Genomic DNA, 26,670 nt, shown 5'->3' with positions numbered 1-26,670 from the left:
TACCTATTCAGTTCTGACTAATAGAGCCTGAGTCTCTCCGCAACGTACTGGGTGCCATCAGCGCAGAAAAAATCAACGCAAAAAAGACTCCAGATGCAACTGTAATGCCAATCGTTTGTAAAATAGGGATTTGCGAAAAAATCAAAACACCATACCCAATCCCAGTCGTGGTCGCAGCCATCAGCAGCGATGCCAAAGTCATATTACTTTGAGAAGAACTGAAAAACAATGCATAATTTGAACCCACTGCAAAAACAAGTAATAAACCGATTATATTCAATAAATTCAACTGCGAACCAAGCAAATGCAACAAGGCGGTCACAAAAAGTATCGCACATGCCAACGGTAAAATTACCAGAAGAGTTGCTCGGAAAGATCTTAACACCAGTAACAATAAAACAATAATTGCAATAAAACCAGCAGCCGAGTGCTTCAATATTTTATTCAAATAAGTCTTATAGATAGAGTTAAAATCATCTTTCAAATCCAATAATACCGACTGCTCATTCAAGATATCGAGTAGTTCAGTTTGCAGCAACTCATGATTGATGCTTCCGACTTCACCATTTTGCAGTGGAGCTTGTAGCTGTATCAACGCATGATAAAAGTGATTCTCGCCTGCTTTTACAGGATAGAGTGTGACACCCAGCGTGATTCCGAAAGTGCTGCTTTCTAGCTTATCTGACCGCAGCAAAGGCAGTGCTTTGCTGTTTGAGACATCTTCAACGAAACCCTGAAAACTTTGCACGGATAGAGGCAATGTATGAGTAGCTTCCTGAAGCGCCTGTTCTAGTCGCTCGTGATCAGGAAGTACTTGCTGACGTTGTATTTGCTTGGCTTGACTTGGCAAATAAACACACGGGGCTTGGTAACCTCCCAACAACCCCTGTGCAACGAGCGCATCCAGTCTGGATAGAAACTGCTCGCAGCGTTGCAAGACTTGCTCTTCCGTTTTATCCTGTAACAACAACATATGCCGCACATCAGCCGCCCCCATATCGGCCCGCAGCTCACCGTCCAAGTCAAGCAATGCTGCAGGTATCGGGCTTAAATCATTTAATTCATAGCTCCACAAATAATCCTGCCTGCTTAAGAGCAACAGCAAAGCGCCTACTGTCAAAAACCATATGAAATACCGGAGATAATACCCCTTCATCATCATCAATCTTAGCCATGCTCCGACGGGATTGAGATCATGGATACTTAGCCGCTGCGGGAGTAGCGTTGGCAAGACCCAACGGGTACAGACAACAGCTACCACAAGACCGGAAATTGAGAATGTAGCCAATTGCATCAATCCGGTAAAACCGGAAAACAGCAGGGTCAAAAAACCACAAATGGACGTCATCACGCCTAAACCTACCGTACGCCAGAAAATAGGGTTATTACCGCCATTTTCTGCAGTTTGTGAACGCTGCAAAAAGAAATAAATTGAATAGTCTATGGACTCTCCAATCAATGTAATGCCGAAGCCGATAGTCATGGCATGGATGCTGCCAAAACCCAGACTCACAGCCGTAATTCCTGCAATCACCCCGCTAAAAACTGGCAATAAACCCGCAAACAACAGCTTAAGTTTGCGCAACACATAGAGCAAAATGGTAATGATCAGTATCAGTCCTATTCCGGATAGGCGAGACGCTTCTTGCTGAATGATTTTTTGCGTTGAGACTGCAAAACTAGCAGGTCCGCTGATCACTAGTCTGATATCATCCGTTTTTTGTCTGTTTTCTTGGCTCTGCGCTTGAAATGATTGCACCACTTCCTTGAAACTGGTTTGCATGAGCTCTAAGGCGGCTTCCTGAGCAGCGGTATCCGTACCGTCACTAGCTAATTGCACCAACAGTAATGCGCGTTCACCCTGATCATTGAACCACTGACCGTGTATGGTTTGCGGACCTTGCACTGGGGTCATTCGATCAACCAAGGCCATGATTTCTCCAGTAGGGTCACGCATAAAAAGAGACTTACTCAATAGCCCTGAAGCGAAAGATAATTCCAGTAAATTAGCAGAAATTACGGTTTCGAGGCTTTTGGGGGTAAACAGCTCAGTGCTTGTGTTTGGAGATAGTAAGTAGCGGTAGGTATAGATCAGTTTTTGCTCGGCAGGGTCGATTACACTCTGATCATTCAGGACATGAGAAAAAACTGAATTACTTCGAGCTTTAGCGGCAAACGATTTGCCTATCTGAGCAAGCGTAACGGTATCACTTCCTTCGATACCAACCAAAAGAATGCGATTTGCTGCACCATTCTGCAATTGCCCCAGCAGCATGGCTTCTTTTTTATTAGGTTCAGAAGGCAAGAAAACCGACAAATCGGTTCTGTAATCGGTATTGACTATTACCCAACCACACACTAGCACACATAGAAACCACAGGATTTGCGTTACGAATCGATTATTTCGAGTAATATACATTAGCTTTATAAAGCAATCAGACCAGATCGAACCGTCCCGGCCTACTCACCCGCATCTTTTCTGCTGACTTGCATGATGGAATAGTCACCATCCTCCAAATGTACTTCAACTGACTTTACACTGTCGTGGCTTCCATTCAGATTCAGCGATTTTAGAGCAGTTCCCTGTCGCAAGGGATTCAGCACCAACTTCCAGTCAACAAAAGTACCGGTTAATCCAACGCTGTAAAGATGGGTCAATCGTTCGATATCTCCCGCTAATAAAGCCCGCACTCCTTCAAAGTGCAGGCTGATTTCGGGATAGTCATCAATCTGCAAACTGTGCTTTCTACCCATGCGTTCTACTGTAACGGTATTGCCTGTCAGTTTGAGCAGCTCTGGTTTAGGTTGCAACGTGTTTCTGACCATGGTAGATGGAGCTATGAACATTAAATCTCCTGAAGACTCCAGTGGTACATCTACGCCTTTGATATATTTATTCTCAACGAAGGTTGCATGGATTTCTTTATGTTTGGTCATGAACTGCATCAATTGGTGGAGACTGATTCGATCAGCTTCAACTTGTGCCTGAATATTCGAACTAAGCAGCAATAAAAAACCAGCAAACCAATATTGATAATGACTCATTCTTCGCATGATGTTTGCCAAAAATCATAAAAATTAAACCAATTATAGGGATATTCCCGGCAATACTTTGCCAACAAATTTACGTATCGTTCGCGAGCGACTGTTACGGCCTGCACTTGATCTTCCTGCATGCTCGAGAAATCATAAATCTCTTCAAATACCAATCGATATTGATTTTCGCCCAGATACAAACCTAGCATCAACAGCACAGGTTTGCGCAATATTGCTGCGAGCCGGAAGGCGCTTTCAGAAAATGCTGCTTCTTCACCTAGGAAATACTGTGTTTTAAGATTTGTCTGCTGCAATGTACGGTCTGCCAGTATACCAATCATTGCTCCCTGTTTTAGCGCCTCATGCACTTGTATCATGGTCTCCAGATTACCTAGCGGTATGATCTCTTGTTGGAGTTCTGGATTGATGGCGGCCAGCACTTGGCCCAATTTTTTTGCATTCTCCTGATACATCAACTGTACCAATGGATAGTTCGTATGTTGATGAGCCAACGCCCGCAGCGCTTCAAAGCTGCCCATATGCGCACCGAAAAGAAACATGCCGGTATGTTGTTGCATGGCTGAGTGCAAAAGATGTTCGTTCTCTAGGGTAATGGAAAATAGCCGAACCTGCCCATTTAGAAAATAAATCCGGTCCAGCGATATGGTCGCAAAACAAAAAAAATGCCTAAAAATATCCCTCCATCGCACCGTTCTACCTAGGACTTTTTGCAAATATTGGCGCGAAGCATGCCGGGCTTGCGTAGCGGCCAATACAAAATAAAAACTGATGGGATAGAGTAGAAGCTTCGCAAAATTTCGCCCAAAAAACAAACTCAACCAAACCAGTAAGCGTAGCAGAATGAGACTGCCACGCTCTTTTCGCTTCATCCAATCCACATCTGTATTTATATCAGTCATCTCTTCCAAGAGTATGGTCAAATCCACTCAGAGCATTTTCATCCGCTTCTCTCTCATGATGCTAGAAAAGCGCCAAGTAGATTCACCCAGATTAATCGATACATTGTTCAATGAGGTAATAATAAATGTTATTTCATCTTAAGTAAGAAACAACTTAGAAAGCTCTGTAAAACTACTGCTTTTGGGGTTCTGTTGCACTCTGCTCCGATTGTAATTTTTGAGCAAGTTCTGCCAATACCTGATGTGGAAGCTTACCAGTGCTATTACGAGGTAGCTCATCGACGATAAAAAGCGGCCGGGGGATAAACGCCGCATCGATGCGGCTACGCAGGGCCTTCAGAATATCAGCCTTACTAATGCCCGAAGCAACCACAAATGCCGCCAGACGAGTTTCTCCGAGCTTTTCTTTCAGCGTATCCACCATGTCCGGAATAAAAAAAACACCATCTTTTACACCCTGAATGGTATTGAGCTGATAGTTTAAATAACCCAATGAACTCCGCTTACCGGCTATATTGACCTGATCGACCTTGCGTCCCAGTAATTTGAAGTGTTTTTTATCAATCACTTCGAGCACATCGTTGAGCTCTGTAGGTGAGAAAATATAATCGCCCTGCACCACTGCCCCGCCACATCCATCATCTCCGCCATCGGCTTGCATAATTTCTACCTCACCATAAGTTTGCCATACTGGATTTACCGTGGGTAAACGAGTGGCAATCTGTCCTGTTTCCGTGCAGCCATAAATTTCTTGAACTGGAACCTGAAATTTCGCTTCGATACTTTCGGCAAGTTGCAGACTCAGAGGTGCAGTAGCGCTGATGACCAAATCCACTGCGGGTAATTCCATTCCGCTTTCCATCCACGTTCTAAGATGCAACGGCGTACTAACCAATACACGGGGGCGCGGCAAACATTCCAGTTCAGTGCAAATATCTTGTGGAAAAAAAGGATGCGCCGCACCGAACGCCTGGCCGCCGAGCAATGCGACCAATACACTCGACTCCAATCCGTACATATGCTGCGGAGGTACGGTAGCCAGAACAGTAAACTTTTGATTCAGAAAATTCACATTTTCCCTAATTCTGCATAATTGCGCCTGTACGTTGCGTGTCAAGCTCCCCCAAGCTTTTGCATGAGGAATAGGCTCTCCGGTAGAACCAGAAGTAAATACATACGCCATCACATGATCAGCAGGAATCTCTGGAACTGAAAAGTCTTTTTTTAAATCGGATAGATAACCATAACACTCATGACTTGGTAAAACCGGATACTCCAGCTTAAAGCTTGGAAACTCGGTTATCTCAAGCACATCTTGGTCATAAAGGATATAAAAATCAGGATAGGTTTTCTGCAATTGAAAAATCATACCCTGATTATAGGTTGGTGGTAACAACATCGCTTGCCGGTTCAAGGCCGCCGCTCCCATCCCTACGGCAAACAAATACCGGTTTTTACAAAAATTTAGCAGATAAGGCTTGGTGGGCAATCGCATTGCCAACCCAAAACAGTCACGTAGAAAATCATGTGCTGTTATAGCGTGACTTTGCGTATAAGCGATTATCGCATCCGGTGTTTGGTGAGCAATCAGCTTAGGCATAGGCTTGCTAAACGAAAAGCATTTAGGAAGATTTTTTATTTTCCCAGTAGAGATTCCATCCTTTCAGAATCGGCAATCTTTTGAGATGAGGCAAAGAATAGGATCGTACAAAATACTCAATCACAAACATCATTGCAATAAGCGGGAAATACAATACGTTACAAAAGAAAGACCATATTACGGCAGATGCGAATATGTACAATAGTAAGCTTACCAAAGCTAATGCAATGAAAAATAACGCCCATGCCCATGTTGTATTTCTACAATAGTGATCTACTTCTGATGGCAACTCTAATCCATATACCATTTGAGCAAAATGAGTAACCAATGGCGTTTTGCCTGGTAACAACGTCGAAGCAAATACAGTGGCAAGTAAAAGCTGTGTAATGATGAATTGCATGAGGTAAATTAGTGCTAAATCCTGGTATTGCCCTTTGTGTAAAAAATGATGCATCAGTAACGGATAGCCTACTATCGTAACAATTGCAACTGTTGTCACCGTTATGATTTTACTAGAGTTGGTTTTCAACGTTATCTTCATCGAGCTAAAATTAACATCATAGATGAACTATTTATTTGGTGCGATTCACAGCGATATAAGCAGCCAAATACCGCAATGAACTAAAAATAGCTTCGTTTTCAGGGTCATCAGACTTTATTTGAAAGCCGTATTGCTTGGATATCGCTAATGCCAGTTCCAGAATATCAATTGAATCAAGTCCTAGACCATCCCTATATAATGGCAAATCAGGATCAATTTTATCTGACGTTACCTCAAGATTTAATGTTGACACAATAAGATGTGCTATTTCGCTTTCTAATTTGGAGGTTAGGTCAGTGTTATCGATAGAATTATTCATAGCTTGAATGTTTTACTTCTGCAGATTCATATTCGCAAGACTTGTATCAAATGCTTGAGAACTCAATTAATGATTATTTCAAAATATTATATGCACTCAGACGCTATATTTGACTAATCCATGTAATTGATGTGATTACTAGTTATCAGAATCTACGAAGGTTTGTATATTCTATCCAGAAAACATCAATCTCATTCTGTTTTAAATATTTTCGCGGAACTCATACCGCCTTTGCTCTTTCCCAATTTTAAGGATAGACATATGTGCGCAAATGATTTTCTAGATAATCTAAATAAATTCCATGCCCTCAATTAAAATTTAAACAAACATTATAATGTAGCATTTACATTTGTAAAGCTGAGGGAATGTGAAGTTTATCCACCATTTCTCCCATAAGCGGTACGACTTCCCTTGATAGTCATGTTTAACACAGAAAGCAATAGCAACGGATCCGTTTTATGAACGAGATGATCCAATTGAATCATTGTTATTTTAAGTATTTGTATTCCGATGTCTGGAATCTCTATTCTACCTAAAAATAATCACCAACATTACCGCAACTTCGGCGTCACAACGGGTACTGTAAGCATGGTACTTACCACAGCCATCACCAGTAGAGCTGTAAATGTTTGACTAGTAATAATTTGTTTATCCAACAGAACATTAGCGAAAACAATCATAATAAGGGCTTTGGTTTGCAGCAGCCAACCAATAATCCATGCCTCACCTTTTTCCCATTTTAGAATTTTGCCAGCGGCGTAGGCGCCTGCTAATTTTCCTGTTACAGAGGCAAACAAAAGTATGGTCGCCGCCGCAAAAACCGAGACGCCGTCCATTTCCCAATTTGTACGTAAACCAGTGCTTATAAAATATACTGGCAGCATAGTCATCATCACAAAGTGGCGCAATTTATCCATATCCTCTTGATTAAACCAATCAGAATCCATCACTACGCCAGCCAGAAATGCTCCAACCATAAAGTGCAAACCTGCCCAGTCCGATGTTAAACCACAAACTGCCAACCAAATAAAACTCACATACCAACGATCACTCTCTTGAATGGATAACATCAGCTTACGATACAAGAAGCTGATTGTAATAAAACTTACTATAAATATACTTTGAAGGCTCACTCTATCCCAATCAAGGAGAACCAGAGATAACACAATCCAGATAGCGATGTCATCTAGGCTTGCGTAACGCATAATCCGCTGGCCAATAGGCTCACGCAAGATTTTGAGCTTTTCCATCAACAAAATTAAAATGGGCAAAGCAGTTACTGCACATGCCATGCCCACACCAATAATAAACTGCCATATCATCCCCTTAGGGCCTATCCAATTAATATTAAATGTCATCAGCACGACAATTGCAGCAAGGCAACCCAATAACAGCGGAGAACCCAATGCCAATCCCGCAGTAATGCAGCTATCACGCCTATACAGCCAGGCTTTTTTCAAATCTAATTCGATACCAGCGATCCACACAAAAATCATAACCGCCCACCAGGCAATACCGTTGAGCGCTTGGAGTACCTGCGGATTAAATATAGACTTGTAGTGCTCTGGAAAAATTGCCCCTGAAACCCCCGGCCCAAGTAAAATGCCAACGCAAATTTGCACAACCACCAAAGGTGCCCAAAAATCAGTTTTCCCAAAACGCCAAATGAGATAGGGAACAGAGAAAATGATCACCATCACCATTAGAAAAAATTCCTGTGTATTCATAGTTTGTGTGTATCCTTTAGCTTATTTAGCTTTCTTCTGTTTATTCCAATTATCAAACAAGTGGTTAGATCCAGATTGGACATTGTTGCTCATTCTGCAAGAAAATGAAAGTGGCTGTAGTAGATCAGATTAAATCTGAGTCCAAAGTTTGAGTGCTTCTGTAGTCTCCTCGAATTTTTGATCCAAGACTTTCCAAATACAAACAACCCCATTTCAAACCAAGCGCCCTCAGAAATCTGCAAGAAATTACCGGTATTTTATTAATTTCTTGCAATCAAAACCATTGCACATGAAAAATATTATAATTTAAATCATATTGTTATGATTTATTCAGAGCTGACCACTGAATTTTCGTCATCTTTTGGAGAAGCACGAATTGACGTCGGTATTGCTGGAGGCGATCAATGCTCACCTCAAGACCCAGGGGCTGCTGGTTTCCAAAGGCACGATGGTAGATACCACGCTCATTCATGCGCCAAGTTCGACCAAGAATTTTGGCGATGCGGGCTACGCCAGCGATGAATACAAACGCGGATCACGGCAATTGGGAATACGCTGGTGCATATAAGATAAACGCAAGCCCGGACAGAATCTCTCGGAGAGTCAGAAGAAGCAACCGGAAGCATTCCTCGATCCGGGCGCGGGTGGAACATGTATTCCGGGTGATCAAGCGGCAGTTTGGATTCACCCGGACTCGCTACTGTGGGCTGATGAAGAATGCCGTTCAGGTGAACATGTTGATGGGCCTGGCCAACCTGTACCTGCTGCGCAGGCAGTTGATAACCGCTTGAGCGAAGACAAAGCCACCGAACTGTTCGGCTTGATGGAGAAATTCGCCGGTTACGGTTTCAATAAATCGCACGCCGCCGCTTACGCGCTGATCGCGTTCCAAACCGCTTACCTGAAAGCGCATTACCCGGCCGAATTCATGGCGGCATGTTTATCCGCGGACATGGACGACACCGATAAAGTGCAAATTTTCGTCGAGGACAGCATCGCCAACGGTTTGACGATTCTACCACCCGACATCAACTTGTCCGACTACCGTTTTGTTCCCGTGGACGGCAAAACCATCCGCTTTGGTGTCGGCGCAGTCAAAGGCACCGGAGAATCGGCAGTCAATTCGATCATCACGATACGCGGACAAACCGGCCCGTTCAGCGATTTATTCGATTTCTGCAACCGCGTCGACCGGCGCATCGCCAACCGCCGCGTGATGGAATCGCTAATCCGCGTCGGCGCGTTTGATACCATCAACACCAACCGTGCCAGCCTGATCGCTTCCGTCGGGGTGGCGATCGAATCCGCCGAACAGATGAGCCGGGCTGCCAGTCAGACCAATTTGTTCGGTGAAACCGGCGACCATTCGCATCTGCAAACACAACCGATCCAAACCGAAGCTTGGTCCGAGCGGGAAAAGTTGCACCAGGAAAAAATCGGCTTGGACTACTACTTCAGCGGCCATCCGTTCGATACCTACGCCGCGGAATTGAAACGCTTCGTCCGCACCCGGCTCGACCGGCTGAACCCCAGCCGCGAACCGCAACTAATCGCCGGTATCATCCACTCGGTGCGCGTGCAAATGACGCGCCGCGGCCGGATGTGTGTCATCAATCTGGACGATGGCAAGGCGCGTGTCGAACTGGTTGTTTTCAGAGAATTATTCCCTAATCCCCCCATTTTTAACAGGAGCATGCAGTAGAGAGTTTTAATTTAAAAGCTTCTGCCAACTTCATTGCTAGCGTGATACCTCCAAGTGCCATACTTGGACGTTCATTATTATAAATCCATAACCACTGTGTCGCAGTGAGTTGGGCCTCTTCAATGGTTGCAAATTCATTCATCTCCAGCCATTCATGCCGGACGGCCCTGTTATAGCGTTCCACGTAGGCATTTTGCTGTGGCTTTCCTGGCTGGATGTAATCGAGCTGGATACCTCGAGTTTCTGCCCAGCAACAAAGCGTGCCACTGATATTCTCCGGCCCGTTATCACAACGAATCTTCCTGGGTTTGCCGCGCCATTCGATAATCCGGTCCAGAGCGCGCGTAACGCGTTCTGATGGAAGCGATACGTCCACTTCGATTCCCAACCCTTCACGGTTGAAGTCATCCAGCACATTGAAGGTTCGAAAAGACCGGCCATTGGTGAGTTGATCAGCCATGAAGTCCATCGACCATGTGTCATTGGGCCGTTCTGGCACAGCTAGCGGCTCCGGTTTCTCCCGCTTTAATCGCTTGCGTGGCTTAATTCGTAAATTCAATTCCAGCTCACGGTAAATACGATACACACGTTTGTGATTCCATCCAAAACCCTTCACATTACGCAAATAAAGAAAGCATAAGCTGTAAGAATTACTAGCGTTGTTTACAGTATTTGGGAGAATACTGTAGATGAACATACACAAACGCACCCGATTAACTTTATTAGATCGTCAGGAAATCTGGCGGCTTTATCAAACCCGGCTGTGGAAGGTGGCGCATTTGGCGGAACGCTTTCATGTCAGCCGGCCAACGATTTATGATGTACTGAAACGCGCGAGACTGCAGGAATTTACGCCGCGTGACAGCACCAATCAGCGGTTCAAGACGTTGCAATACGGTCTTAAGCGCCTGGCTAAGGTCGAACAAGCCATCCAGGAACGGCTCAAGCGTGAAGCCAAACGCTATAACAAGTCTTACCCAGGTGAGCTTGTTCACTTTGATACCAAGCGGCTTTCCTTGTTGAAAGGGCAATCCGCCAATGAACCTCGCGAGTACCTGTTTGTGGCCATCGATGATTTTTCCAGGGAGCTGTATGCCGATATTTTTCCCGATAAAACTCAACACAGCGCAGCTCGCTTTCTCATAGACACTGTCATTGCCCAATGTCCGTATCAGATCGACTGCGCTTATTCCGATAACGGCAAGGAATTTAAAGGAACTGACGGCCATGCTTTCGGCAAAGCTTGCACACAACACGGTATCGGACAGAAGTTTACCCGCATCAATCGTCCGCAAACCAATGGCAAAGCCGAACGAGTCATCCGCACCCTGATGGATATGTGGCACAGCCAGATTTCCTTTAAAGACTGCGCCGATCGGCGCATTCTGCTTTCCCGTTTCATTAACTTCTACAATACCGTCAAACCTCATAAGAGTTTGAATAATGCTACCCCTTATGAAATACTTCACGCTTATTTCAATCAACCTCTCTGTAAACAACCCTGAGATTTCTTACACATAAGCCAAAGCCCCAACGCTTGTGACAAGTCGTCAGGCGTAGTAACCAATCGGCGATTTCTTCGTTCTCATCGTTGAGCGCCCTGGATAGAGGTGTAAATAATTTTGTGTAAATGGTCATATTGCAGGAAACTGTTTATATATTTTTGGAGCAAAAATGACCACACCCAAACCCCTGCCAGCCGGCTTAATTGATAGCCTGCTGGCCGATTACAAAAAGCCAGAAGATTTAATCGGTGAGCATGGTCTTCTCAAGCAACTCACCAAAGCGTTGGTTGAACGTGCCTTGCAAGCAGAAATGGCCGATCATCTTGGTCACGATAAGCACGAAACGGTAGTCAATGCCACTGGCAATACCAGAAATGGTAAAAGCCGTAAGACCCTGAAAGGTGAATTCGGTGAGTTACCCATCGAGATCCCCCGTGACCGTGAGGGCAGCTTCGAGCCTCTGATCATTTCCAAGCATCAGACCCGCTGGGCGGGCTTTGATGACAAGATCCTCTCGCTGTATGCCCGTGGCATGACAGTGCGTGAAATCCAACAGCACCTCACTGAAATGTATGGCACAGAAGTATCGCCTACGCTCATTTCTACGGTCACTGATGGCGTAATGGATGAAGTGAAGCAGTGGCAATCCCGGCCTCTCGATGCGGTGTATCCTGTGATCTATCTCGATTGTATCCATGCCAAAGTTCGTGACGCTGGTAGCGTTCGTACCAAAGCGATTTACCTGGCGATCGGCATTAACATGGAGGGCCATAAAGAAATACTGGGCTTATGGATTGCTCAGACCGAGGGTGCCAAGTTCTGGCTCAGCGTTGTCACTGAACTCAAAAATCGTGGCGTGCAAGATATCTTTATCGCCTGTGTCGATGGCTTAAAGGGCTTTCCCGAAGCGATTGAAACCATCTATCCACATGCCATTGTACAACTCTGTATCGTGCACATGGTTCGTAATAGTCTCAACTACGTCGGCTGGAATAAACGCAAGGAAGTAGCTGCTGATTTACGTTTGGTCTACAGCGCCGCCACGATTGATGAGGCTGAACACGCGTTAGCCGACTTTGAAGATAAATGGAACTATGCTTATCCACCGATCGCCCGATCTTGGCGCAATAACTGGCAACGCATCATTCCATTCTTCGACTACCCGCCTGAGATACGGCGCATCATTTATACCACCAATGCGATTGAGTCAGTCAATATGAGCCTACGCAAAGTCAGCAAAAACCGTGGATCGTTTCCCAACGATGAAGCTGTGATCAAATTGTTCTATTTGGCTCTCAGCAATATCGCCAAAAAATGGTCTATGCCACTAAGAGATTGGAAACCGGCACTAAACAGGTTTACTATTCAATTTAACGAAAGAATGCCTCGGCATTATTAACCACCGTTTACACAAAATCTAGGACACCCCCGCCGGACGATAACGATAGCAGGTCTCAGAAATGCCAAATGTTGTACAGGCCAAAACGATACTAACGGATTTATCCTGTACTGCCCATTGTGCCATTACTTTGCGCTGTGAGGGCTTTACCACTTTTTTCCAAGTGCCTCCTTCAATAGCTCATTCTGCATCTGGCTTTCCGCATACATCCGCTTTAACCGTTTGTTTTCCTCAACCATCGCCCTCATTTCAGATAGTAAGGCAGCATCCATCCCACCATACTTGCTGCGCCATTTATAAAAACTTGCAGTACTCATTCCATGTTCCCGGCATAAATCAGCCACAGGAATTCCTCCTTCAGCTTGCTTCAATATCTGCATGATCTGGCTTTCCGTAAATCGCTGCTTCTTCATCAGTAAAATTCCTCTTCGTCTAGGATAGAAAATTCTACTGCTTTGCTCGTTCAATTTTTGAGGGGATTACCATTCGACGCCAATCGCGCTTGGTTAAAAGAAGATCAACTATTGATCGCCGAAGCCAAAATCAGCAACCGCAACTACAACGGCGAAGATAGCGACGAACTCCGCATCACCGTCGAACAACTCTACGGCCTCGCCGGCATCCGCTCACGCTTCGCCAGACAACTTAAAATCCGCTGCGATGCTAGCACCATCGGACAAATCTCCAGCCTCAAAGCCTTACTGACACCTTTCACCTCTCAGGTGCAAAAAAACTATGCGAATTACTGCCCGGTTACAGTCGTCTATAGCAATGATTTGGCGAGCGGGGAACTGGAATTGGGGAATGACTGGCGGGTGTATTTACACGACGATTTGCTGGAATCGTTAAAATCGCATTTCAAGCTGGAGAATATTGAAATAATCTATTGAACGCTATGGATCGCTCCATTCATCCCAGGCGGGTTCAAGAATCAACCACGCAAACCCAGCGACCAAATATTCCGTTTCTCCTCTGTTCTTTCCATAACTTCCAAGCCACTACACTTTTAAGAGCGTTACTCCTTCGCAAAGGCCGATAGCGCGATTTTTGGAAGCTCAGTGAATAGGGAGGTGCATTTCAATTTTTGAGTTCTCTTGCTAAATATGGGATAACAAAAGAACTAATTATATTTCTACCAACGAAACCATAGAAATCCCATTTGAGTAGATCTCCCAAATAAAGCCCCTTTTTTCCCCGTTCTTTTGATATGTAGATCTTCTGCCATTTTTCTAGAGTTGTAAGAGCATAGTTCAAACCAGTTTCTTCGGTTAGTGAATAGCTTAACTGAGACCAGCAATAAATTTCTCGCCGAATTTCTTGAGCCTGAATAATGCAATTTGTTGCTTCCAGAATTTTCTGGATATGTTTTTTTATAAATTCTTGCTGAAACTCTACTGTTTCTTCGAGCTTTGAAAGTCTTTCCAGAGCTTTTACTTTATCTTCCATCCGGTATACGTTATTTCTTTCTTGATTAATCCATTCTTGTTCTGATGGCTTTAAGCTGGGTATAGCTTTATCAAGGGATTCAAATAGATCTTTAAATTCGATAGCCAGTTCTTTTCTCTGTTGACGATCATATTTAGCAGCATCGTTGTTCATGAGATCCCTAACATCTGCGGCAAGTGCAGGAAAAGGCAAAAAAAGAATAATTGCGAATATAATTAGATGTCTACACATATTATGTATATATAACTAAAGTTTCGGAATTTACAAAATCGGCAGGATGCGCTGATGCAAAGAGGCGCATCGATTTCATCGGTACCTGCGATTTTCTTTCACCTCTCCAACAACGGACTCATCGGATACTCCAGCGCTTCTTTCATCGCCACCAGCGACAGCACCGCTTCGCGGCCGTCGATGATGCGGTGATCATACGATAGCGCTAAATAATTCATCGGGCGGATGACGATTTGGCCGTTTTCGACGACTGCACGTTCCTTAGTGGCGTGGATGCCGAGAATGGCGCTTTGTGGCGGATTGATGATCGGGGTCGACAGCATCGAGCCGAAAACGCCGCCGTTGGTGATCGAGAAGGTCCCGCCGCTGAGTTCTTCAATGGTGAGTTTACCGTCTTGCGCGCGTTTGGCAAAGTCGGCGATTTGCAGTTCGATTTCCGCCAGCGACAATCTGTCCGCGTCACGGATAACCGGCACGACAAGCCCGCGCGGGCTGCCGACTGCGATGCCGATGTCGTAGTAATCGTGGTAGACAATTTCATTGCCTTCCACCGAGGCATTGACGATCGGGTATTTCTTTAATGCGGCAATCACCGCTTTGACGAAGAACGACATGAAGCCGAGTTTGACGCCGTGCTCCTTTTCAAACTCGGTTTTATAGCGCGTGCGCAGATCGATGATCGCCTGCATATTGACTTCGTTGAACGTGGTCAGAATCGCTGCGGTCGATTGTGACTCTACCAAACGCTCCGCAATGCGCTGGCGCAAGCGCGACATAGCCACCCGGCGTTCGGTGCGCGTTCCTGTTGCTGGTTTACCCGTTGCGGTGGATTCAATTCCAACTTTTGCAGCCACACCGGATTTACTAGCCATATATGCTTGCACATCCTCTTTGGTAATGCGCCCGCCGAGGCCGGTGCCCTTGATCGCCGACGTTTCCGTCGCTTTCAGATTATTTTCTTCCGCCAGTTTGCGTGCTGCCGGCATCAGCATCGGAATTGCGGTATCGACTGCTTCAACGCTTGATTTTTCTGCGTTCAGCGCAGCAGGGGCTTGCGCCTGCTGACTTGCAGCGGGAGCCGGTTTGACTTCATTCTCCGGTTGAACGGCCGCTTCGGTTTCAATCATCGCGATCACTTCGCCGCTGACGACGGTTGCGCCATCCCCTTTCAGCACTTTAGCCAATACACCGGCACTGGGTGCGGGCAGTTCCATCACGACTTTATCGGTTTCGATGTCGATCAGATTTTCCGACCGGTTGACGTAGTCTCCCGCTTTCTTGTGCCAGGAGATTAACGTAGCTTCCGCTACGGATTCGGATAATGCGGGAACTTTGACTTCAACTAGCATGGCGCCCTCGTGCTAAATTTTTTCTCGGAATGCTGCGACGATTAACTCATTCTGTGTAAATTTGTGTCTTGCCGTATAACCGACTGCCGGGGAAGCCGAAGATGCGCGCAACGCATAGCCCAGCACCTGATCCGGTTTCATATGGCGCAATAAATAGTGTTGAATGCGATGCCATGCGCCTTGATTACCCGGTTCTTCCTGACACCACACCACTTCCTTGGCGTTGCCGAAGCGATCAATCTCGGCTTGAAATTCCTCGTGCGGGAACGGGTAAAGCTGTTCCAAGCGGATAATGGCCATATTTGAGATTTGCTGCTCTTTGCGGTACGCCATCAGCTCGTAATAAATCTTCCCGCTGCACGCGATAATGCGTTTTACTTGATTGGAATCCAGATTTTCAGTTTCGGAAATAACCGGATAAAAATGTCCATGCGCCAGTTCGTCCAGACTGGACACCGATTCCTTATGGCGCAGCATGCTTTTCGGACTCATGATGATCAGCGGTTTGCGGATCGGGCGGATCATCTGCCGCCGCAGCACATGAAACATTTGCGCCGGGGTCGAAGGCACGCACACTTGAATATTGTAGTCCGCGCATAATTGCAAATACCGCTCCAGCCGCGCGGAAGAATGTTCCGGCCCTTGCCCTTCGTAACCGTGCGGCAGCATCATTACCAAGCCGCACAAGCGGCCCCATTTGGCTTCGCCCGAAGCAATGAACTGATCGATCACCACCTGCGCGCCATTGGCAAAATCGCCAAACTGCGCTTCCCAGATCACCAATTCGGTCGGTTGCGTGGTGGCGTAACCGTATTCAAAACCCAGCACTGCTTCTTCCGACAGCATCGAGTCGATGACGACAAAATCCGGTTGTTCGGGGTACAAATGGCGCAACGGCACATAAATCCGTTCGTTCTGATCGGCGGCTACCTGGTCATGCAATACCGCGTGGCGGTGAAAAAATGTGCCGCGGCCCGAATCCTGTCCCGACAATCTGACCGGATACCCTTCCTTCAACAAGGATGCGTAAGCCAGATTCTCCGCCATGCCCCAATCCAGCGGCAATTCACCATTGCCCATCGAGCGCCGGTCGGCAATGATTTTTTCCACCCGTGAATGCAGTTTGAAACCTTCGGGAATATCCGTCAGCCGCAATGCAAGCTGTTTCAGCGTTTGCAGCGCAACACCGGTTTTAACCTTCTTGTTCCATTTGCAGGGTTGGACAAAAGGCTCCCAATTGATGGCATATGGCGACTTATAGTCATAGCACACCGTCTTGTTTGGGTTGACGCCTTCATCCATCGCTTCGCGGTATGCTTGCGCCAGCTGATCCGCGTCTTCCGGTTTGATCACGCCTTCTCCAATCAGCTTATCGGCATAGCGTTTGCGTGTGCCGGGATGCTGATTGATGATTTGATACATGCGCGGTTGCGTCACCATCGGTTCATCTTGTTCATTGTGACCAAGGCGGCGGAAGCACACCATATCGATCACGACATCCTTATGAAAACGCATGCGGAAATCCAGCGCCAGTTCGGCTACCATCACCACCGCTTCGGGATCGTCACCATTGACGTGGAAAATCGGCGCTTCGATCATTTTGGCAACATCGGTGCAGTACAAGGTCGAACGGCTGTCGCGCGGATCGGATGTGGTGAAACCGATCTGATTATTGATGATGATATGCACCGTGCCGCCGGTGCCGTAACCGCGGGTTTGCGATAAATTCAGCGTTTCCATCACCACGCCTTGCCCGGCAAAAGCCGCGTCGCCGTGGATCAACACCGGCAGCACGCGGTCGCCCAATTTGTCGTTCAGCAGATGCTGGCGTGCGCGCACCGAACCCTCGACCACCGGATTGACAATCTCAAGGTGTGACGGATTGAACGCCAGCGCCAAGCGCACGATGCCATCGGCAGTTTTAATCGCGGATGAAAATCCTTGATGATATTTCACGTCGCCGGATGGTAACGCTTCCGGCTGCTTTCCTTCAAACTCGCGAAACAGATCGGCGGGCATTTTTCCCAGCGTGTTGACCAGTACATTGAGCCGGGCGCGATGCGCCATGCCCATGATGATCTGCTGCACACCGGTTTTACCCGCTCTATGAATCAGATTGTCCAGCAGCGGGATCAGACTTTCATTGCCTTCGCCGGAGAAGCGTTTTTGCCCGACATAGCGGGTGTGCAGATACTTTTCCAGCCCTTCTGCGGCATTCAGCCGCTCAAGAATATGGCGCTTATAATCCGCGGAATAATCCGGATTCGATCGTTGACCTTCCAGCCGCGCCTGAATCCAGCGTTTCTGCTCCACCGAAGAGATATACATGTATTCGGCGCCGACCGAACCGCAGTAGGTTTCCCGCAGAATCTGCAATATCTCGCGCAACGTGGCATGCTCGGGACCAACCAAAGAACCGGTGTTGAATACCTTATCCATATCGGATTCGATAAAGCCGTAATGCGCCGGATTCAGTTCGGGCACATCCGCTTGCTGTTTCAGTCCGAGCGGATCCAGCTTAGCCTGATTCAAACCCAGATAGCGGTGCATGTTGATCAGTTGCAGCACGGCAACTTGCTTGCGATCGTCCGTATCCGCGGCCACCGCTTCGGGTAATACGGTTTGTGTTTCTCTGCCGGAAGGTTTCGCGGTGGGAACGGCAGCCGTCGAACCACTCACTGGCGGTTGCGTTTGCCGGGTTGCGGCAGCTTCCGGTTGTTTCGCGAGCTGGTCAAAGTATTCACGCCAGGCGAGCGCGACCGAATTGGGATTATGCAGATACTCGTCATAAACCGCCTCGACAAACGCGGCATTCGCACCGGACAAGAGCGTATCATCCAACAACGGCTTGTTCATAAGGTCAGCGGCCTAAAATAAATGAACGGCTATTTTTTAATGTACGAACTGGGCACATCGCGCATCGTCGTGCCCGTATAAAGCTGACGCGGGCGCCCGATTTTATAATCCGGATCGGATACCATCTCGCTCCATTGCGCCACCCAGCCGACGGTGCGCGCCATCGCGAAAATCGCGGTAAACATGCTGGTCGGGATGCCCAATGCCCGCTGCACAATACCAGAATAAAAATCGACGTTCGGATAGAGCTTACGCGAAATGAAATAATCGTCTTCCAAAGCGATTTTTTCCAGTTGCAGCGCCAGTTTGAATAAGCGGTCGTTTTGCAACCCCAGCTCGTTCAACACTTCGTGGCAGGTTTCGCGCATCAGTTTCGCGCGCGGGTCCATGTTCTTATAAACCCGGTGACCGAAGCCCATGAGCCGGTAATTATCGTCTTTGTTTTTAGCGCGCCGGATGAACTCATCGATGCGCGACACATCACCAATCTCCTCCAGCATATGCAGGCAGGCTTCGTTCGCGCCACCATGCGCAGGGCCCCATAGGCAGGAAATACCCGCGGAAATACAGGCAAACGGATTAGCCCCGCTGGAACCCGCCAGACGAACGGTCGAGGTGGAAGCGTTCTGTTCATGATCGGCGTGCAAAATCAGAATCCGGTCCAAGGCGCGCACAATGACGGGGTTGGCCTCGTATTTTTCCGTCGGCACGGAAAACATCATGTGCAGGAAATTTTCCGCATAACTCAAGTTGTTTTGCGGATAAACATACGGCTGCCCAATATTGTATTTGTACGCCATTGCGGTAATCGTCGGCAATTTGGCGATTAAGCGGAATGCCGATTGTTCGCGGTGCGACGGATCGGAAATATTCAATGCGTCATGATAAAACGCCGACAGCGCACCGACCACGCCAACCATCACCGCCATCGGATGGGCGTCACGGCGGAATCCGCTATAAAACCGCACCAGTTGCTCGTGCAACATCGAATGGCTTTTGATCGCACCATCAAAGGTTTTTTTCTGCTCAGGTAACGGTAATTCGCCATGCAGCAATAAATAGCAAACATCGATGAAATCGCAATGCAACGCCAGCTGTTCGATCGGATAGCCGCGATACAGCAAAATGCCCTTGTCGCCATCGATGAAAGTAATCGTCGAGCTATTGCTCGCGGTTGACAAAAAACCGGGATCATAAGTAAACAAGCCACTCTGTGCGTGCAGCTTACGGATATCGATCACATCCGGGCCCATAGTTCCGGATAAAACCGGCAGCTCGATTGGCGCGCTGCCGTTATTCAGATTCAGAGTCGCTGTGCCTTTTTGTGCCATATGACTTCTCCACTTGTGTTGCGTATGATTTGATGAGTATGCACTGTTATCAGGTTCCAGAGCTGCCAGAATACCATCGGAAACCTAACTCTTTTGTAGTAATTCCAAAATTGCCTGCAAGTCACTATCGCGGTTGATTTGTTTTGCTGCGATCAAATCCCACAGGTCATTATCCGGTAAGGACAGTAATCGTTCAAATTGCTCTAGTCCTTGCTGATCCAATTGCGCGTAATGCTGATCCATAAAACGCTGCAAAATAATATCCAATTCGAGCAGGCCGCGCCGACAGCGCCAGCGGGCGCGTTCGAATTCCTTCATACCGTTCTTTTGACCATCATGTCCTTGATTTTGCCGATTGCCTCGGTAGGATTCAAGCCTTTAGGACAGGCATCGGCGCAATTCATGATGGAATGGCAGCGAAACAGCCGGTAAGGATCTTCCAGATTATCCAGCCGTTCAGCGGTCGCCTGATCACGGCTATCGGCCAGGAACCGGTACGCTTGAAGTAACCCCGCCGGGCCGACGAATTTATCCGGATTCCACCAGAACGACGGACAGGAAGTGGTGCAACACGCGCATAAGATGCACTCATAAACGCCGTCCAACGCCGCTCTTTCCTCCGGCGACTGCAACCGCTCCGTTTCGGGCGGCGGATCGTTGTTGATCAAATAAGGTTTGATCGAATGGTACTGTTGAAAGAATTGCGTCATATCCACGATCAGATCGCGAATCACCGGCAATCCGGGCAACGGCCGTATTTCCACCGGCTCTTTCAGGCTGCGGACCGGCGTGATGCACGCCAACCCATTGCGCCCGTTGATATTCATCGCATCCGAACCGCACACCCCTTCGCGGCAGGAACGGCGCAGACTCAAACTGTCATCGATCGACTTAATGCGCAGCAACGCATCCAGCAACATCTTATCGGTCGGCGCCAGCTGCACGTCGTAATCCTGCATGTAAGGTTTTTCATCTTTATCGGGATCGTAGCGGTAAATCGAAAACTTCATGGGCTGGCTCCGGATGGTTTGAATACGGCTTAAATCGATAGAAACAACTCAGAACACTGCAAAGTATACAGATTTGAAACCGGATTGACAGCGTTTGGTTGTAATTGTAAATCGTCAGGTAGATCAGAGAAACGCCGTTTGCCACCATCAATTCTGCAAACCGCGGTTAATTTCTTACACTTTAATCCTCTTTCAGACTATTCAGATCGAAGAGACTACTGCAAGATGTTATTCCGTGAATCCTGAATGTTGCAAGCTGATCCAAGCTGCTCACTATGGCGCAAATCCGCGAACCTGCCAAATCATTACCATTGCAATCAGCTCAATGGACCACCGTTGACCAATGATAAATATCACTATTGCTCCCAATCGCAACAGAAGTTTACCTGGATTAGCGATGATTATCATAGTACTAACGACGATGTGCATCACAGCAAGAATACTCAGCAGTAGCAAATAATTTGAATAGCCAATATGCCAGAATGATCTTTCAATCAAGATAGTGCTTAAGGTGTAAGAAATCTCAGGGTTGTTTACAGAGAGGTTGATTGAAATAAGCGTGAAGTATTTCATAAGGGGTAGCATTATTCAAACTCTTATGAGGTTTGACGGTATTGTAGAAGTTAATGAAACGGGAAAGCAGAACGCGCCGATCGGCGCAGTCTTTAAAGGAAATCTGGCTGTGCCACTATCCATCAGGGTGCGGATGACTCGTTCGGCTTTGCCGTTGGTTTGCGGACGATTGATGCGGGTAAACTTCTGTCCGATACCGTGTTGTGTGCAAGCTTTGCCGAAAGCATGGCCGTCAGTTCCTTTAAATTCCTTGCCGTTATCGGAATAAGCGCAGTCGATCTGATACGGACATTGGGCAATGACAGTGTCTATGAGAAAGCGAGCTGCGCTGTGTTGAGTTTTATCGGGAAAAATATCGGCATACAGCTCCCTGGAAAAATCATCGATGGCCACAAACAGGTACTCGCGAGGTTCATTGGCGGATTGCCCTTTCAACAAGGAAAGCCGCTTGGTATCAAAGTGAACAAGCTCACCTGGGTAAGACTTGTTATAGCGTTTGGCTTCACGCTTGAGCCGTTCCTGGATGGCTTGTTCGACCTTAGCCAGGCGCTTAAGACCGTATTGCAACGTCTTGAACCGCTGATTGGTGCTGTCACGCGGCGTAAATTCCTGCAGTCTCGCGCGTTTCAGTACATCATAAATCGTTGGCCGGCTGACATGAAAGCGTTCCGCCAAATGCGCCACCTTCCACAGCCGGGTTTGATAAAGCCGCCAGATTTCCTGACGATCTAATAAAGTTAATCGGGTGCGTTTGTGTATGTTCATCTACAGTATTCTCCCAAATACTGTAAACAACGCTAGTAATTCTTACAGGTTTTGCACCGCTTGGCATTGTTAACCCAGATGATGCAAGCTTATCCGGCTACTTACTTACCATTAACAACTTCAATATCTCTAAAGTTTTATTCATTTCTTCATAATTATTTTTTTGAGACTCAGAGGCTCGCTTTGTAAAAATCCAGTCAGCCATGCTATCAATTCTATCTTTATAAAACTGATGTAACGCTTTTACTGACACCCGTGGTATTGGAGGATCCAAAATCCACCATTCTTCTTGATCGCGAATTAACCGGAGTTTTACAACATCTTGTTTCAAATCATCAGCAATTATCTTTCTTCCAGGTAATCCACTACCCATACTTTTTGCTATCCGATCAAAAACAATGGTTACAACTGCGGTATTTTTTTCAACTAAAATATTTGTGATTTCAAATGATTTAACAACAAAAATTGGATCCGCTTCAAATGCAATAACTTTTCCAAGTAATTCAGGATCTTTTCTGCTCTCTTCTTTTCGTCGGCTTGTTGTATATTTTGCAATATCCATTCGCATATCTGGATCACCCTCGAATTCAGCGAGGCAAAATTTTTCCGCGACAATCCTTACAGCATCAACTTCAGTGAGAGATTTAGCCCAGATACTGTGATTGAATGATACATAGCATACAATAGCTAAGATTATGAATATTATATGCTTACTACTTAATATTATTGTTTGGTTTGTCATATCGATACCATGTTACTGCCCCCATTGATTTTTCCCACCAAATTATCTGAGCAGCACCAAATGGCACCCCTGGTCTGCGAGCAGACCAGGAATCATATCTAGCGCCTGCTTTAGGATCGAAAATTAATACATGACCATTCCATTGTCCTACGTCACCCGGCTGAGGCTTATTATCAGGAACAGGCTTAAAACGCAGGTTATCCGGAAACATTTTAGAATTTGAATATTCATAAGGATAACCTGCCTCCTCATAGATTTTCCAAATAGACCCAGAACAATCAGCTCTATCTCGACTTGACCTTGCACCACCATTCTCATAATAAGGTACTCCTGACCAAGTTCTAGCAACTTCAGTAATCCGTTGCCCTTCCTCAAACGAAATTAGTTCCAAACCCAGCAGATCAAAATTCAAAACTGGATTCCCACCCACATAGCCCCAGACATTGACTCCCCCCGCCAGTCCAATCGGATCGGGCGAGATGTATCTTCCAGTCTCTGGTTCATAATAGCGGAAGTGGTTGTAGTGTAGCCCGGTTTCCTTATCGAAGTACTGGCCAGGAAATCTTGGATGGTATTCAAATAATTGACCGTTACCATCCGGGTCTTCGTTGGGCAGATTGGCGCCGAAGGCGTGGGTGTTTTCCCAGCGCCAGACGATAGTGTTGTTTTGATTCACGATCACCCGCGGGGTATTGAGGTGGTCAGCGTGGATGTAATGCACCTGGATCTCACTGGTGGCGGCGGGTTTCGTGATTACCGCGACCGGAATATCGCCCAGCCACACGGTTTCCTGCCTGACCAGCCAATCATTGGTTGGTGTGGTTGTTGATGCGTTATCCCGGTACTCCCCGATCAATTGTCCGCTTGGATCGTAGAAGAACAGAAACTTCGGACTCAGCGGGCCGTTTTTGCTGATGCGTTGATCCAGGGCATTGTATTTGTAGGTGTGTGTCTTGGCGCTTTTGACCGTGGCTACGAGTTTTCCGGCGGCGTTCCAGGTGAAGGTGGCGATACCATCGCTCAACGGATAACCGGCAGCGTTGTAGGTATAGTTCCTCGCAACCGGTCCGACCACGTTTGTCAGGCGGTTGCTGGTTCCAGCGATGACGTAGGGATAAACCGTGCCGCCGAACTGCGCTTGGGTACGGTTGCTGTTGGCGTCATACCCCCACAGCTTGAAGCCGTTATTGTCCGACTGGCTGACCAAGCGGTCGAGCGCGTCGTAATCGTAGCTACGGTTGTAAAGCGGATTGGTATCAGTTGTCTGCGTGATGCGGCTGGCAGGATCGTAGGTCAGCGTGCGAGTGTCGTTGCCAACCGGATGGGTGCTGAGCCGTCCATCTAAGTCAAAGCTGCGCGTATACGCTTGGCCATTTCCCCATACCCAGCTCTTCGGTTCGCCGAAGGGATGATAAGTGATGTTATTCAATAGCACATTGCCATTGATACGGATCTCGTTCGGACGTCCGTCGGCACCATAGCTGGTGGTGATCTGCGTGCCAGATGGATACGTGGTCTGGTTTAAGCGGCCAAAGCTGTCGTATTGGTAACCCAGTGTGTGAATGTAATTGATGGTGTTACCTGTGCCGCTTGCAATCTTGGCGGTTTGTATTTTTGTGAGTAAACGGCCATGCTGATCGTAGCTGAAGCCAGTGGAACCAGATTCATCGGTCATGCCGGTTAATCGGCCAACACCATTGGCGCCTGCATCGTAACTCCAGATCAGCGCAATTGCCCCAGGCACACCGGGTATTGTGGCATGGTTGCGTTTGGTCGGGCGGTTTAAGGAATCCCAGGTATACGTATGTTTGACACCCCGCGCGTCGAGCACGGTTTTGAGATTACCGGCACTGTCATAGGTGTAGGTCGTAGTGCCGCGATCGGCGGAGATTTCTTGCGTCACTTCGCCAAAACCGTTGTAGCTATAAGTTGTGGCGATATCGCGCGGATCGGCTACCTGGGTGATCCGGTCCAGCGCATCGTGCATTTGCCGGGTCAAGCCGCTGGCCGGATCGGTGGTTTCCGTCAAACGGTTGAGCGCATCGAACTGGAAATTGACCGCGTGCTGCAGCGGGTTAGCGATTTGCTTGAGGTTACCTTGCGCATCGTATTGGTATTGCGTGATCTGACTTTGCGCGCCAATGTCTTTCCACAGTCGGCTTAGCGCATCGAATTCGCGTTGCTGGGTTCTGGTCAGGTTATTGAGCGGATCGAACAGCTCTTCGTTAGTGCGGTTGCCCATTGCATCGAGCGTGTATTGAATGCGGTTACCCGCGTTATCGGTAATACCAGTCAAACGATGCGCGGCATCGTAGCTATAACTGATGAAACTGCCGTCGGGGAAGGTGATTTTCTTGAGCTGTCCAGCACCGTCGTATTGGTAGACGGAAGTTTCCGTCCCAATCGCGCGGGTTAGCAATCGCTGGCGAGCGTCGTAAGTCAATACCGTGATCAAGCCGTTCGGATCGATGATTTCTTCCGGCTGACCGTGAGGGCTGTAACGTGTAATTTGCGTGACGTGACCGAGCGCATTGGCGATGCTGACAATCTGCCCGCGACAACCGAAGTGACTGCCGCTGCAGGCAGCATCCGGCAGGTAATAGTCTGTGGTGGTGATATCAGCGACATCGGTGCGTGGGCCATCTTCGACTTTTTGCAGGATCACGCCGGGAATGCTGGGGTGATAACTATAGCTGGTACTCGAAGTGCGCGTCGTATTGGTTGCAGTGTCTTTGATTTGATGTTGCGTGACATTGCCGTACATGTCGTAAACAAAGCTGGTTTCGCGCCCAGCCTCGGTGATTTTGAGCGGCAAGCGATAGTTGACATGCCACTCGGTGAGAATCTTGCGTTCGCTGCTGCTGGCTGCGGATGTATAACCCAGTAAATCGCCCGGGCAGTTGCTGGCACTGCTCACGCCTTCAACCCGTGCGATCTCCAGATTTCTGTTTAGGTCGTAGGCATAGCATGTCTTATTGCCATTGAAGTCCGCACGGCTGATCGCATTGCCGTTGGCATCGTAGCTGATGTGGCTAGAAGCAGCACTACAACCCGAACCCGCCGGTTGCGATTGACCGGTGCTTCTGGCCACGCCAAGAATCGTTTGGAAATTGTGCGTATATTGACTGCCCAGCGGATCGGTCACGAGTGTGTGGCTGCCGTCGGTGCTATAGCCGAGCACATAGCGCTCCACTCCACCCGCATGCTCGGTCACCACTGCGCGGCCTTGAGTGTCGTAGGTATAAGTGGCGAAACGCACGCCATTTTCATCGGTGATGCCGGTCAGCGCATTCGGTAGATTCGCGCCACTGGTATACGCCGGTTCATTGTAGTGATAGCGGCGAACTTTGCCGTCGGGGTAGATGACTGAAGTCAGGTTGCCGACGGAATCATAAGCGTACTGAAAAATACCGCCAGCCGGATCGGTCATTGTTTTGATGCGGCTGGAACCATCGTAAGTGAAACTGAGTACGCGACCGGTGTTGTCAGTTACTGTGGTTAGGCGGCCGTTGGCGTCGTAGAACAACGTTTGGGTACGACCGTTGTGGTTCGTAATCGATAGCAATCTTCCAGATGTGTCATAGGCTTCAATCAAGTCATCGACTGTAATAAATTGCC

Annotated in this window: 24 protein-coding genes and 2 pseudogenes; 6 read left to right on the top strand and 20 right to left on the bottom strand. The window is 47.5% G+C overall.

Features of this window, described 5'->3' with window-relative positions; translation table 11 throughout:
- Positions 1 to 7: 7 nt before the first annotated feature.
- The 7 genes from R2083_RS02895 to R2083_RS02865 form a co-directional block, all read right to left on the bottom strand.
- Positions 8 to 2,305 carry an MMPL family transporter gene (locus R2083_RS02895; protein ID WP_317537437.1) on the bottom strand — a complete coding sequence of 766 codons (2,298 nt, stop codon included), beginning with the start codon at positions 2,303 to 2,305 and terminating at the stop codon, positions 8 to 10.
- Between the two features lie 155 nt (positions 2,306 to 2,460).
- Positions 2,461 to 3,045, bottom strand: a complete 585-nt coding sequence (locus R2083_RS02890; protein WP_317537436.1) for a LolA family protein — start codon at positions 3,043 to 3,045, stop codon at positions 2,461 to 2,463.
- Complete coding sequence (locus R2083_RS02885) at positions 3,042 to 3,977, bottom strand: acyl-CoA synthetase (RefSeq protein ID WP_317537435.1); 936 nt, start codon at positions 3,975 to 3,977, stop codon at positions 3,042 to 3,044. The genes R2083_RS02890 and R2083_RS02885 overlap by 4 nt, the downstream gene beginning before the upstream one ends.
- A 151-nt stretch (positions 3,978 to 4,128) precedes the next feature.
- The gene (locus tag R2083_RS02880; protein ID WP_317537434.1) at positions 4,129 to 5,370 is read right to left on the bottom strand and encodes an AMP-binding protein; all 1,242 of its coding nucleotides are present in this window, start codon (positions 5,368 to 5,370) and stop codon (positions 4,129 to 4,131) included.
- A 208-nt stretch (positions 5,371 to 5,578) separates the two neighbouring features.
- Positions 5,579 to 6,085 carry a hypothetical protein gene (locus R2083_RS02875; RefSeq protein WP_317537433.1) on the bottom strand — a complete coding sequence of 169 codons (507 nt, stop codon included), beginning with the start codon at positions 6,083 to 6,085 and terminating at the stop codon, positions 5,579 to 5,581.
- Between the two features lie 43 nt (positions 6,086 to 6,128).
- Positions 6,129 to 6,416, bottom strand: coding sequence for a phosphopantetheine-binding protein (locus R2083_RS02870; protein ID WP_317537432.1), 288 nt, complete (start codon positions 6,414 to 6,416; stop codon positions 6,129 to 6,131).
- 551 nt (positions 6,417 to 6,967) lie between these two features.
- Positions 6,968 to 8,143, bottom strand: a complete 1,176-nt coding sequence (locus tag R2083_RS02865) for a cation:proton antiporter (RefSeq protein WP_317537431.1) — start codon at positions 8,141 to 8,143, stop codon at positions 6,968 to 6,970.
- A gap of 361 nt (positions 8,144 to 8,504) precedes the next feature.
- Here R2083_RS02865 and R2083_RS15370 point away from each other — a divergent pair, with 361 nt between their 5' ends.
- Genes R2083_RS15370 through R2083_RS02850 form a run of 3 tightly spaced genes read left to right on the top strand, consistent with a single transcriptional unit; the run spans position 8,505 to position 9,845 of the window.
- Positions 8,505 to 8,711, top strand: coding sequence for a hypothetical protein (locus R2083_RS15370; protein WP_411172550.1), 207 nt, complete (start codon positions 8,505 to 8,507; stop codon positions 8,709 to 8,711).
- Complete coding sequence (locus tag R2083_RS02855; RefSeq protein ID WP_317537430.1) at positions 8,614 to 8,934, top strand: transposase; 321 nt, start codon at positions 8,614 to 8,616, stop codon at positions 8,932 to 8,934. The genes R2083_RS15370 and R2083_RS02855 overlap by 98 nt, the downstream gene beginning before the upstream one ends.
- Positions 8,931 to 9,845, top strand: a complete 915-nt coding sequence (locus tag R2083_RS02850) for a hypothetical protein (protein ID WP_317537429.1) — start codon at positions 8,931 to 8,933, stop codon at positions 9,843 to 9,845. Before R2083_RS02855 ends, R2083_RS02850 begins: the two co-directional genes overlap by 4 nt.
- Here the strand turns inward: R2083_RS02850 and R2083_RS02845 are convergent.
- Positions 9,826 to 10,491 (bottom strand): annotated as a pseudogene (locus R2083_RS02845) (IS3 family transposase); the annotation flags it as partial. The gene R2083_RS02850 and the pseudogene R2083_RS02845 sit on opposite strands and share 20 nt — an antisense overlap.
- Positions 10,492 to 10,534: 43 nt before the next feature.
- Between R2083_RS02845 and R2083_RS02840 the strand changes: the two are divergent.
- Both R2083_RS02840 and R2083_RS02835 read left to right on the top strand, forming a co-directional pair.
- Positions 10,535 to 11,350, top strand: a complete 816-nt coding sequence (locus R2083_RS02840) for an integrase core domain-containing protein (protein ID WP_317537428.1) — start codon at positions 10,535 to 10,537, stop codon at positions 11,348 to 11,350.
- 169 nt (positions 11,351 to 11,519) lie between these two features.
- Positions 11,520 to 12,749, top strand: coding sequence for an IS256 family transposase (locus tag R2083_RS02835; protein ID WP_317537414.1), 1,230 nt, complete (start codon positions 11,520 to 11,522; stop codon positions 12,747 to 12,749).
- A 36-nt stretch (positions 12,750 to 12,785) separates the two neighbouring features.
- On the opposite strand, the pseudogene R2083_RS02830 reads toward R2083_RS02835, so the two are convergent.
- A pseudogene (locus R2083_RS02830) lies at positions 12,786 to 13,162 on the bottom strand (transposase); the annotation flags it as partial.
- 57 nt (positions 13,163 to 13,219) lie between these two features.
- Between R2083_RS02830 and R2083_RS02825 the strand changes: the two are divergent.
- Complete coding sequence (locus tag R2083_RS02825; RefSeq protein ID WP_317537427.1) at positions 13,220 to 13,639, top strand: hypothetical protein; 420 nt, start codon at positions 13,220 to 13,222, stop codon at positions 13,637 to 13,639.
- 187 nt (positions 13,640 to 13,826) lie between these two features.
- Here R2083_RS02825 and R2083_RS02820 read toward each other — a convergent pair whose 3' ends face one another.
- The 11 genes from R2083_RS02820 to R2083_RS02775 all read right to left on the bottom strand — a co-directional run bounded on the left by R2083_RS02820 (position 13,827) and on the right by R2083_RS02775 (position 26,647).
- Positions 13,827 to 14,348, bottom strand: coding sequence for a hypothetical protein (locus R2083_RS02820; RefSeq protein WP_317537426.1), 522 nt, complete (start codon positions 14,346 to 14,348; stop codon positions 13,827 to 13,829).
- Positions 14,349 to 14,524: 176 nt separating this feature from the next.
- Positions 14,525 to 15,775: a 2-oxoglutarate dehydrogenase complex dihydrolipoyllysine-residue succinyltransferase gene (odhB, locus tag R2083_RS02815; RefSeq protein WP_317537425.1), complete on the bottom strand. Its 1,251-nt coding sequence runs from the start codon at positions 15,773 to 15,775 to the stop codon at positions 14,525 to 14,527.
- Positions 15,776 to 15,787: 12 nt separating this feature from the next.
- Positions 15,788 to 18,631, bottom strand: a complete 2,844-nt coding sequence (locus R2083_RS02810) for a 2-oxoglutarate dehydrogenase E1 component (protein WP_317537424.1) — start codon at positions 18,629 to 18,631, stop codon at positions 15,788 to 15,790.
- Positions 18,632 to 18,660: 29 nt separating this feature from the next.
- Entirely contained in the window at positions 18,661 to 19,962 is a 1,302-nt protein-coding gene (gltA, locus tag R2083_RS02805; RefSeq protein WP_317537423.1) for a citrate synthase, read from the bottom strand.
- An 84-nt stretch (positions 19,963 to 20,046) separates the two neighbouring features.
- The gene (locus tag R2083_RS02800) at positions 20,047 to 20,280 is read right to left on the bottom strand and encodes a succinate dehydrogenase assembly factor 2 (RefSeq protein WP_317537422.1); all 234 of its coding nucleotides are present in this window, start codon (positions 20,278 to 20,280) and stop codon (positions 20,047 to 20,049) included.
- Positions 20,277 to 20,972, bottom strand: coding sequence for a succinate dehydrogenase iron-sulfur subunit (locus R2083_RS02795; protein ID WP_317537421.1), 696 nt, complete (start codon positions 20,970 to 20,972; stop codon positions 20,277 to 20,279). The genes R2083_RS02800 and R2083_RS02795 overlap by 4 nt, the downstream gene beginning before the upstream one ends.
- Positions 20,973 to 21,245: 273 nt before the next feature.
- Positions 21,246 to 21,545 (bottom strand): hypothetical protein, encoded by a 300-nt coding sequence (locus tag R2083_RS02790; RefSeq protein ID WP_317537420.1) that lies wholly within the window; start codon positions 21,543 to 21,545, stop codon positions 21,246 to 21,248.
- Entirely contained in the window at positions 21,496 to 21,615 is a 120-nt protein-coding gene (locus R2083_RS15365) for a hypothetical protein (RefSeq protein ID WP_411172537.1), read from the bottom strand. Before R2083_RS15365 ends, R2083_RS02790 begins: the two co-directional genes overlap by 50 nt.
- Positions 21,561 to 22,310 carry a DDE-type integrase/transposase/recombinase gene (locus tag R2083_RS02785; RefSeq protein WP_317537419.1) on the bottom strand — a complete coding sequence of 250 codons (750 nt, stop codon included), beginning with the start codon at positions 22,308 to 22,310 and terminating at the stop codon, positions 21,561 to 21,563. Before R2083_RS02785 ends, R2083_RS15365 begins: the two co-directional genes overlap by 55 nt.
- 97 nt (positions 22,311 to 22,407) lie before the next feature.
- The gene (locus R2083_RS02780; protein ID WP_317537418.1) at positions 22,408 to 23,052 is read right to left on the bottom strand and encodes a hypothetical protein; all 645 of its coding nucleotides are present in this window, start codon (positions 23,050 to 23,052) and stop codon (positions 22,408 to 22,410) included.
- The gene (locus R2083_RS02775; RefSeq protein ID WP_317537417.1) at positions 23,024 to 26,647 is read right to left on the bottom strand and encodes an RHS repeat-associated core domain-containing protein; all 3,624 of its coding nucleotides are present in this window, start codon (positions 26,645 to 26,647) and stop codon (positions 23,024 to 23,026) included. The genes R2083_RS02780 and R2083_RS02775 overlap by 29 nt, the downstream gene beginning before the upstream one ends.
- Positions 26,648 to 26,670 lie beyond the last annotated feature (23 nt).

Source organism: Nitrosomonas sp. Is35 (genome assembly GCF_033063295.1).
Lineage (GTDB): Bacteria > Pseudomonadota > Gammaproteobacteria > Burkholderiales > Nitrosomonadaceae > Nitrosomonas.
Note: the sequence above shows the minus strand (reverse complement) of the source record. Positions and strands in the feature narration are given on the sequence as shown.

Bases quoted from the DNA above. Each gene is read 5' to 3' on its own strand.
- R2083_RS02870 (WP_317537432.1), bottom strand. From the start codon at position 6,416: ATGAATAATTCTATCGATAACACTGACCTAACCTCCAAATTAGAAAGC.
- gltA (WP_317537423.1), bottom strand. From the start codon at position 19,962: ATGGCACAAAAAGGCACAGCGACTCTGAATCTGAATAACGGCAGCGCG.
- R2083_RS02800 (WP_317537422.1), bottom strand. From the start codon at position 20,280: ATGAAGGAATTCGAACGCGCCCGCTGGCGCTGTCGGCGCGGCCTGCTC.
- R2083_RS02855 (WP_317537430.1), top strand. From the start codon at position 8,614: ATGCGCCAAGTTCGACCAAGAATTTTGGCGATGCGGGCTACGCCAGCG.
- R2083_RS02835 (WP_317537414.1), top strand. From the start codon at position 11,520: ATGACCACACCCAAACCCCTGCCAGCCGGCTTAATTGATAGCCTGCTG.
- R2083_RS02785 (WP_317537419.1), bottom strand. From the start codon at position 22,310: ATGAACATACACAAACGCACCCGATTAACTTTATTAGATCGTCAGGAA.
- odhB (WP_317537425.1), bottom strand. From the start codon at position 15,775: ATGCTAGTTGAAGTCAAAGTTCCCGCATTATCCGAATCCGTAGCGGAA.
- R2083_RS02890 (WP_317537436.1), bottom strand. From the start codon at position 3,045: ATGAGTCATTATCAATATTGGTTTGCTGGTTTTTTATTGCTGCTTAGT.
- R2083_RS02865 (WP_317537431.1), bottom strand. From the start codon at position 8,143: ATGAATACACAGGAATTTTTTCTAATGGTGATGGTGATCATTTTCTCT.
- R2083_RS02820 (WP_317537426.1), bottom strand. From the start codon at position 14,348: ATGAACAACGATGCTGCTAAATATGATCGTCAACAGAGAAAAGAACTG.
- R2083_RS02810 (WP_317537424.1), bottom strand. From the start codon at position 18,631: ATGAACAAGCCGTTGTTGGATGATACGCTCTTGTCCGGTGCGAATGCC.
- R2083_RS02840 (WP_317537428.1), top strand. From the start codon at position 10,535: ATGAACATACACAAACGCACCCGATTAACTTTATTAGATCGTCAGGAA.
- R2083_RS02795 (WP_317537421.1), bottom strand. From the start codon at position 20,972: ATGAAGTTTTCGATTTACCGCTACGATCCCGATAAAGATGAAAAACCT.
- R2083_RS02790 (WP_317537420.1), bottom strand. From the start codon at position 21,545: ATGAAATACTTCACGCTTATTTCAATCAACCTCTCTGTAAACAACCCT.
- R2083_RS02780 (WP_317537418.1), bottom strand. From the start codon at position 23,052: ATGACAAACCAAACAATAATATTAAGTAGTAAGCATATAATATTCATA.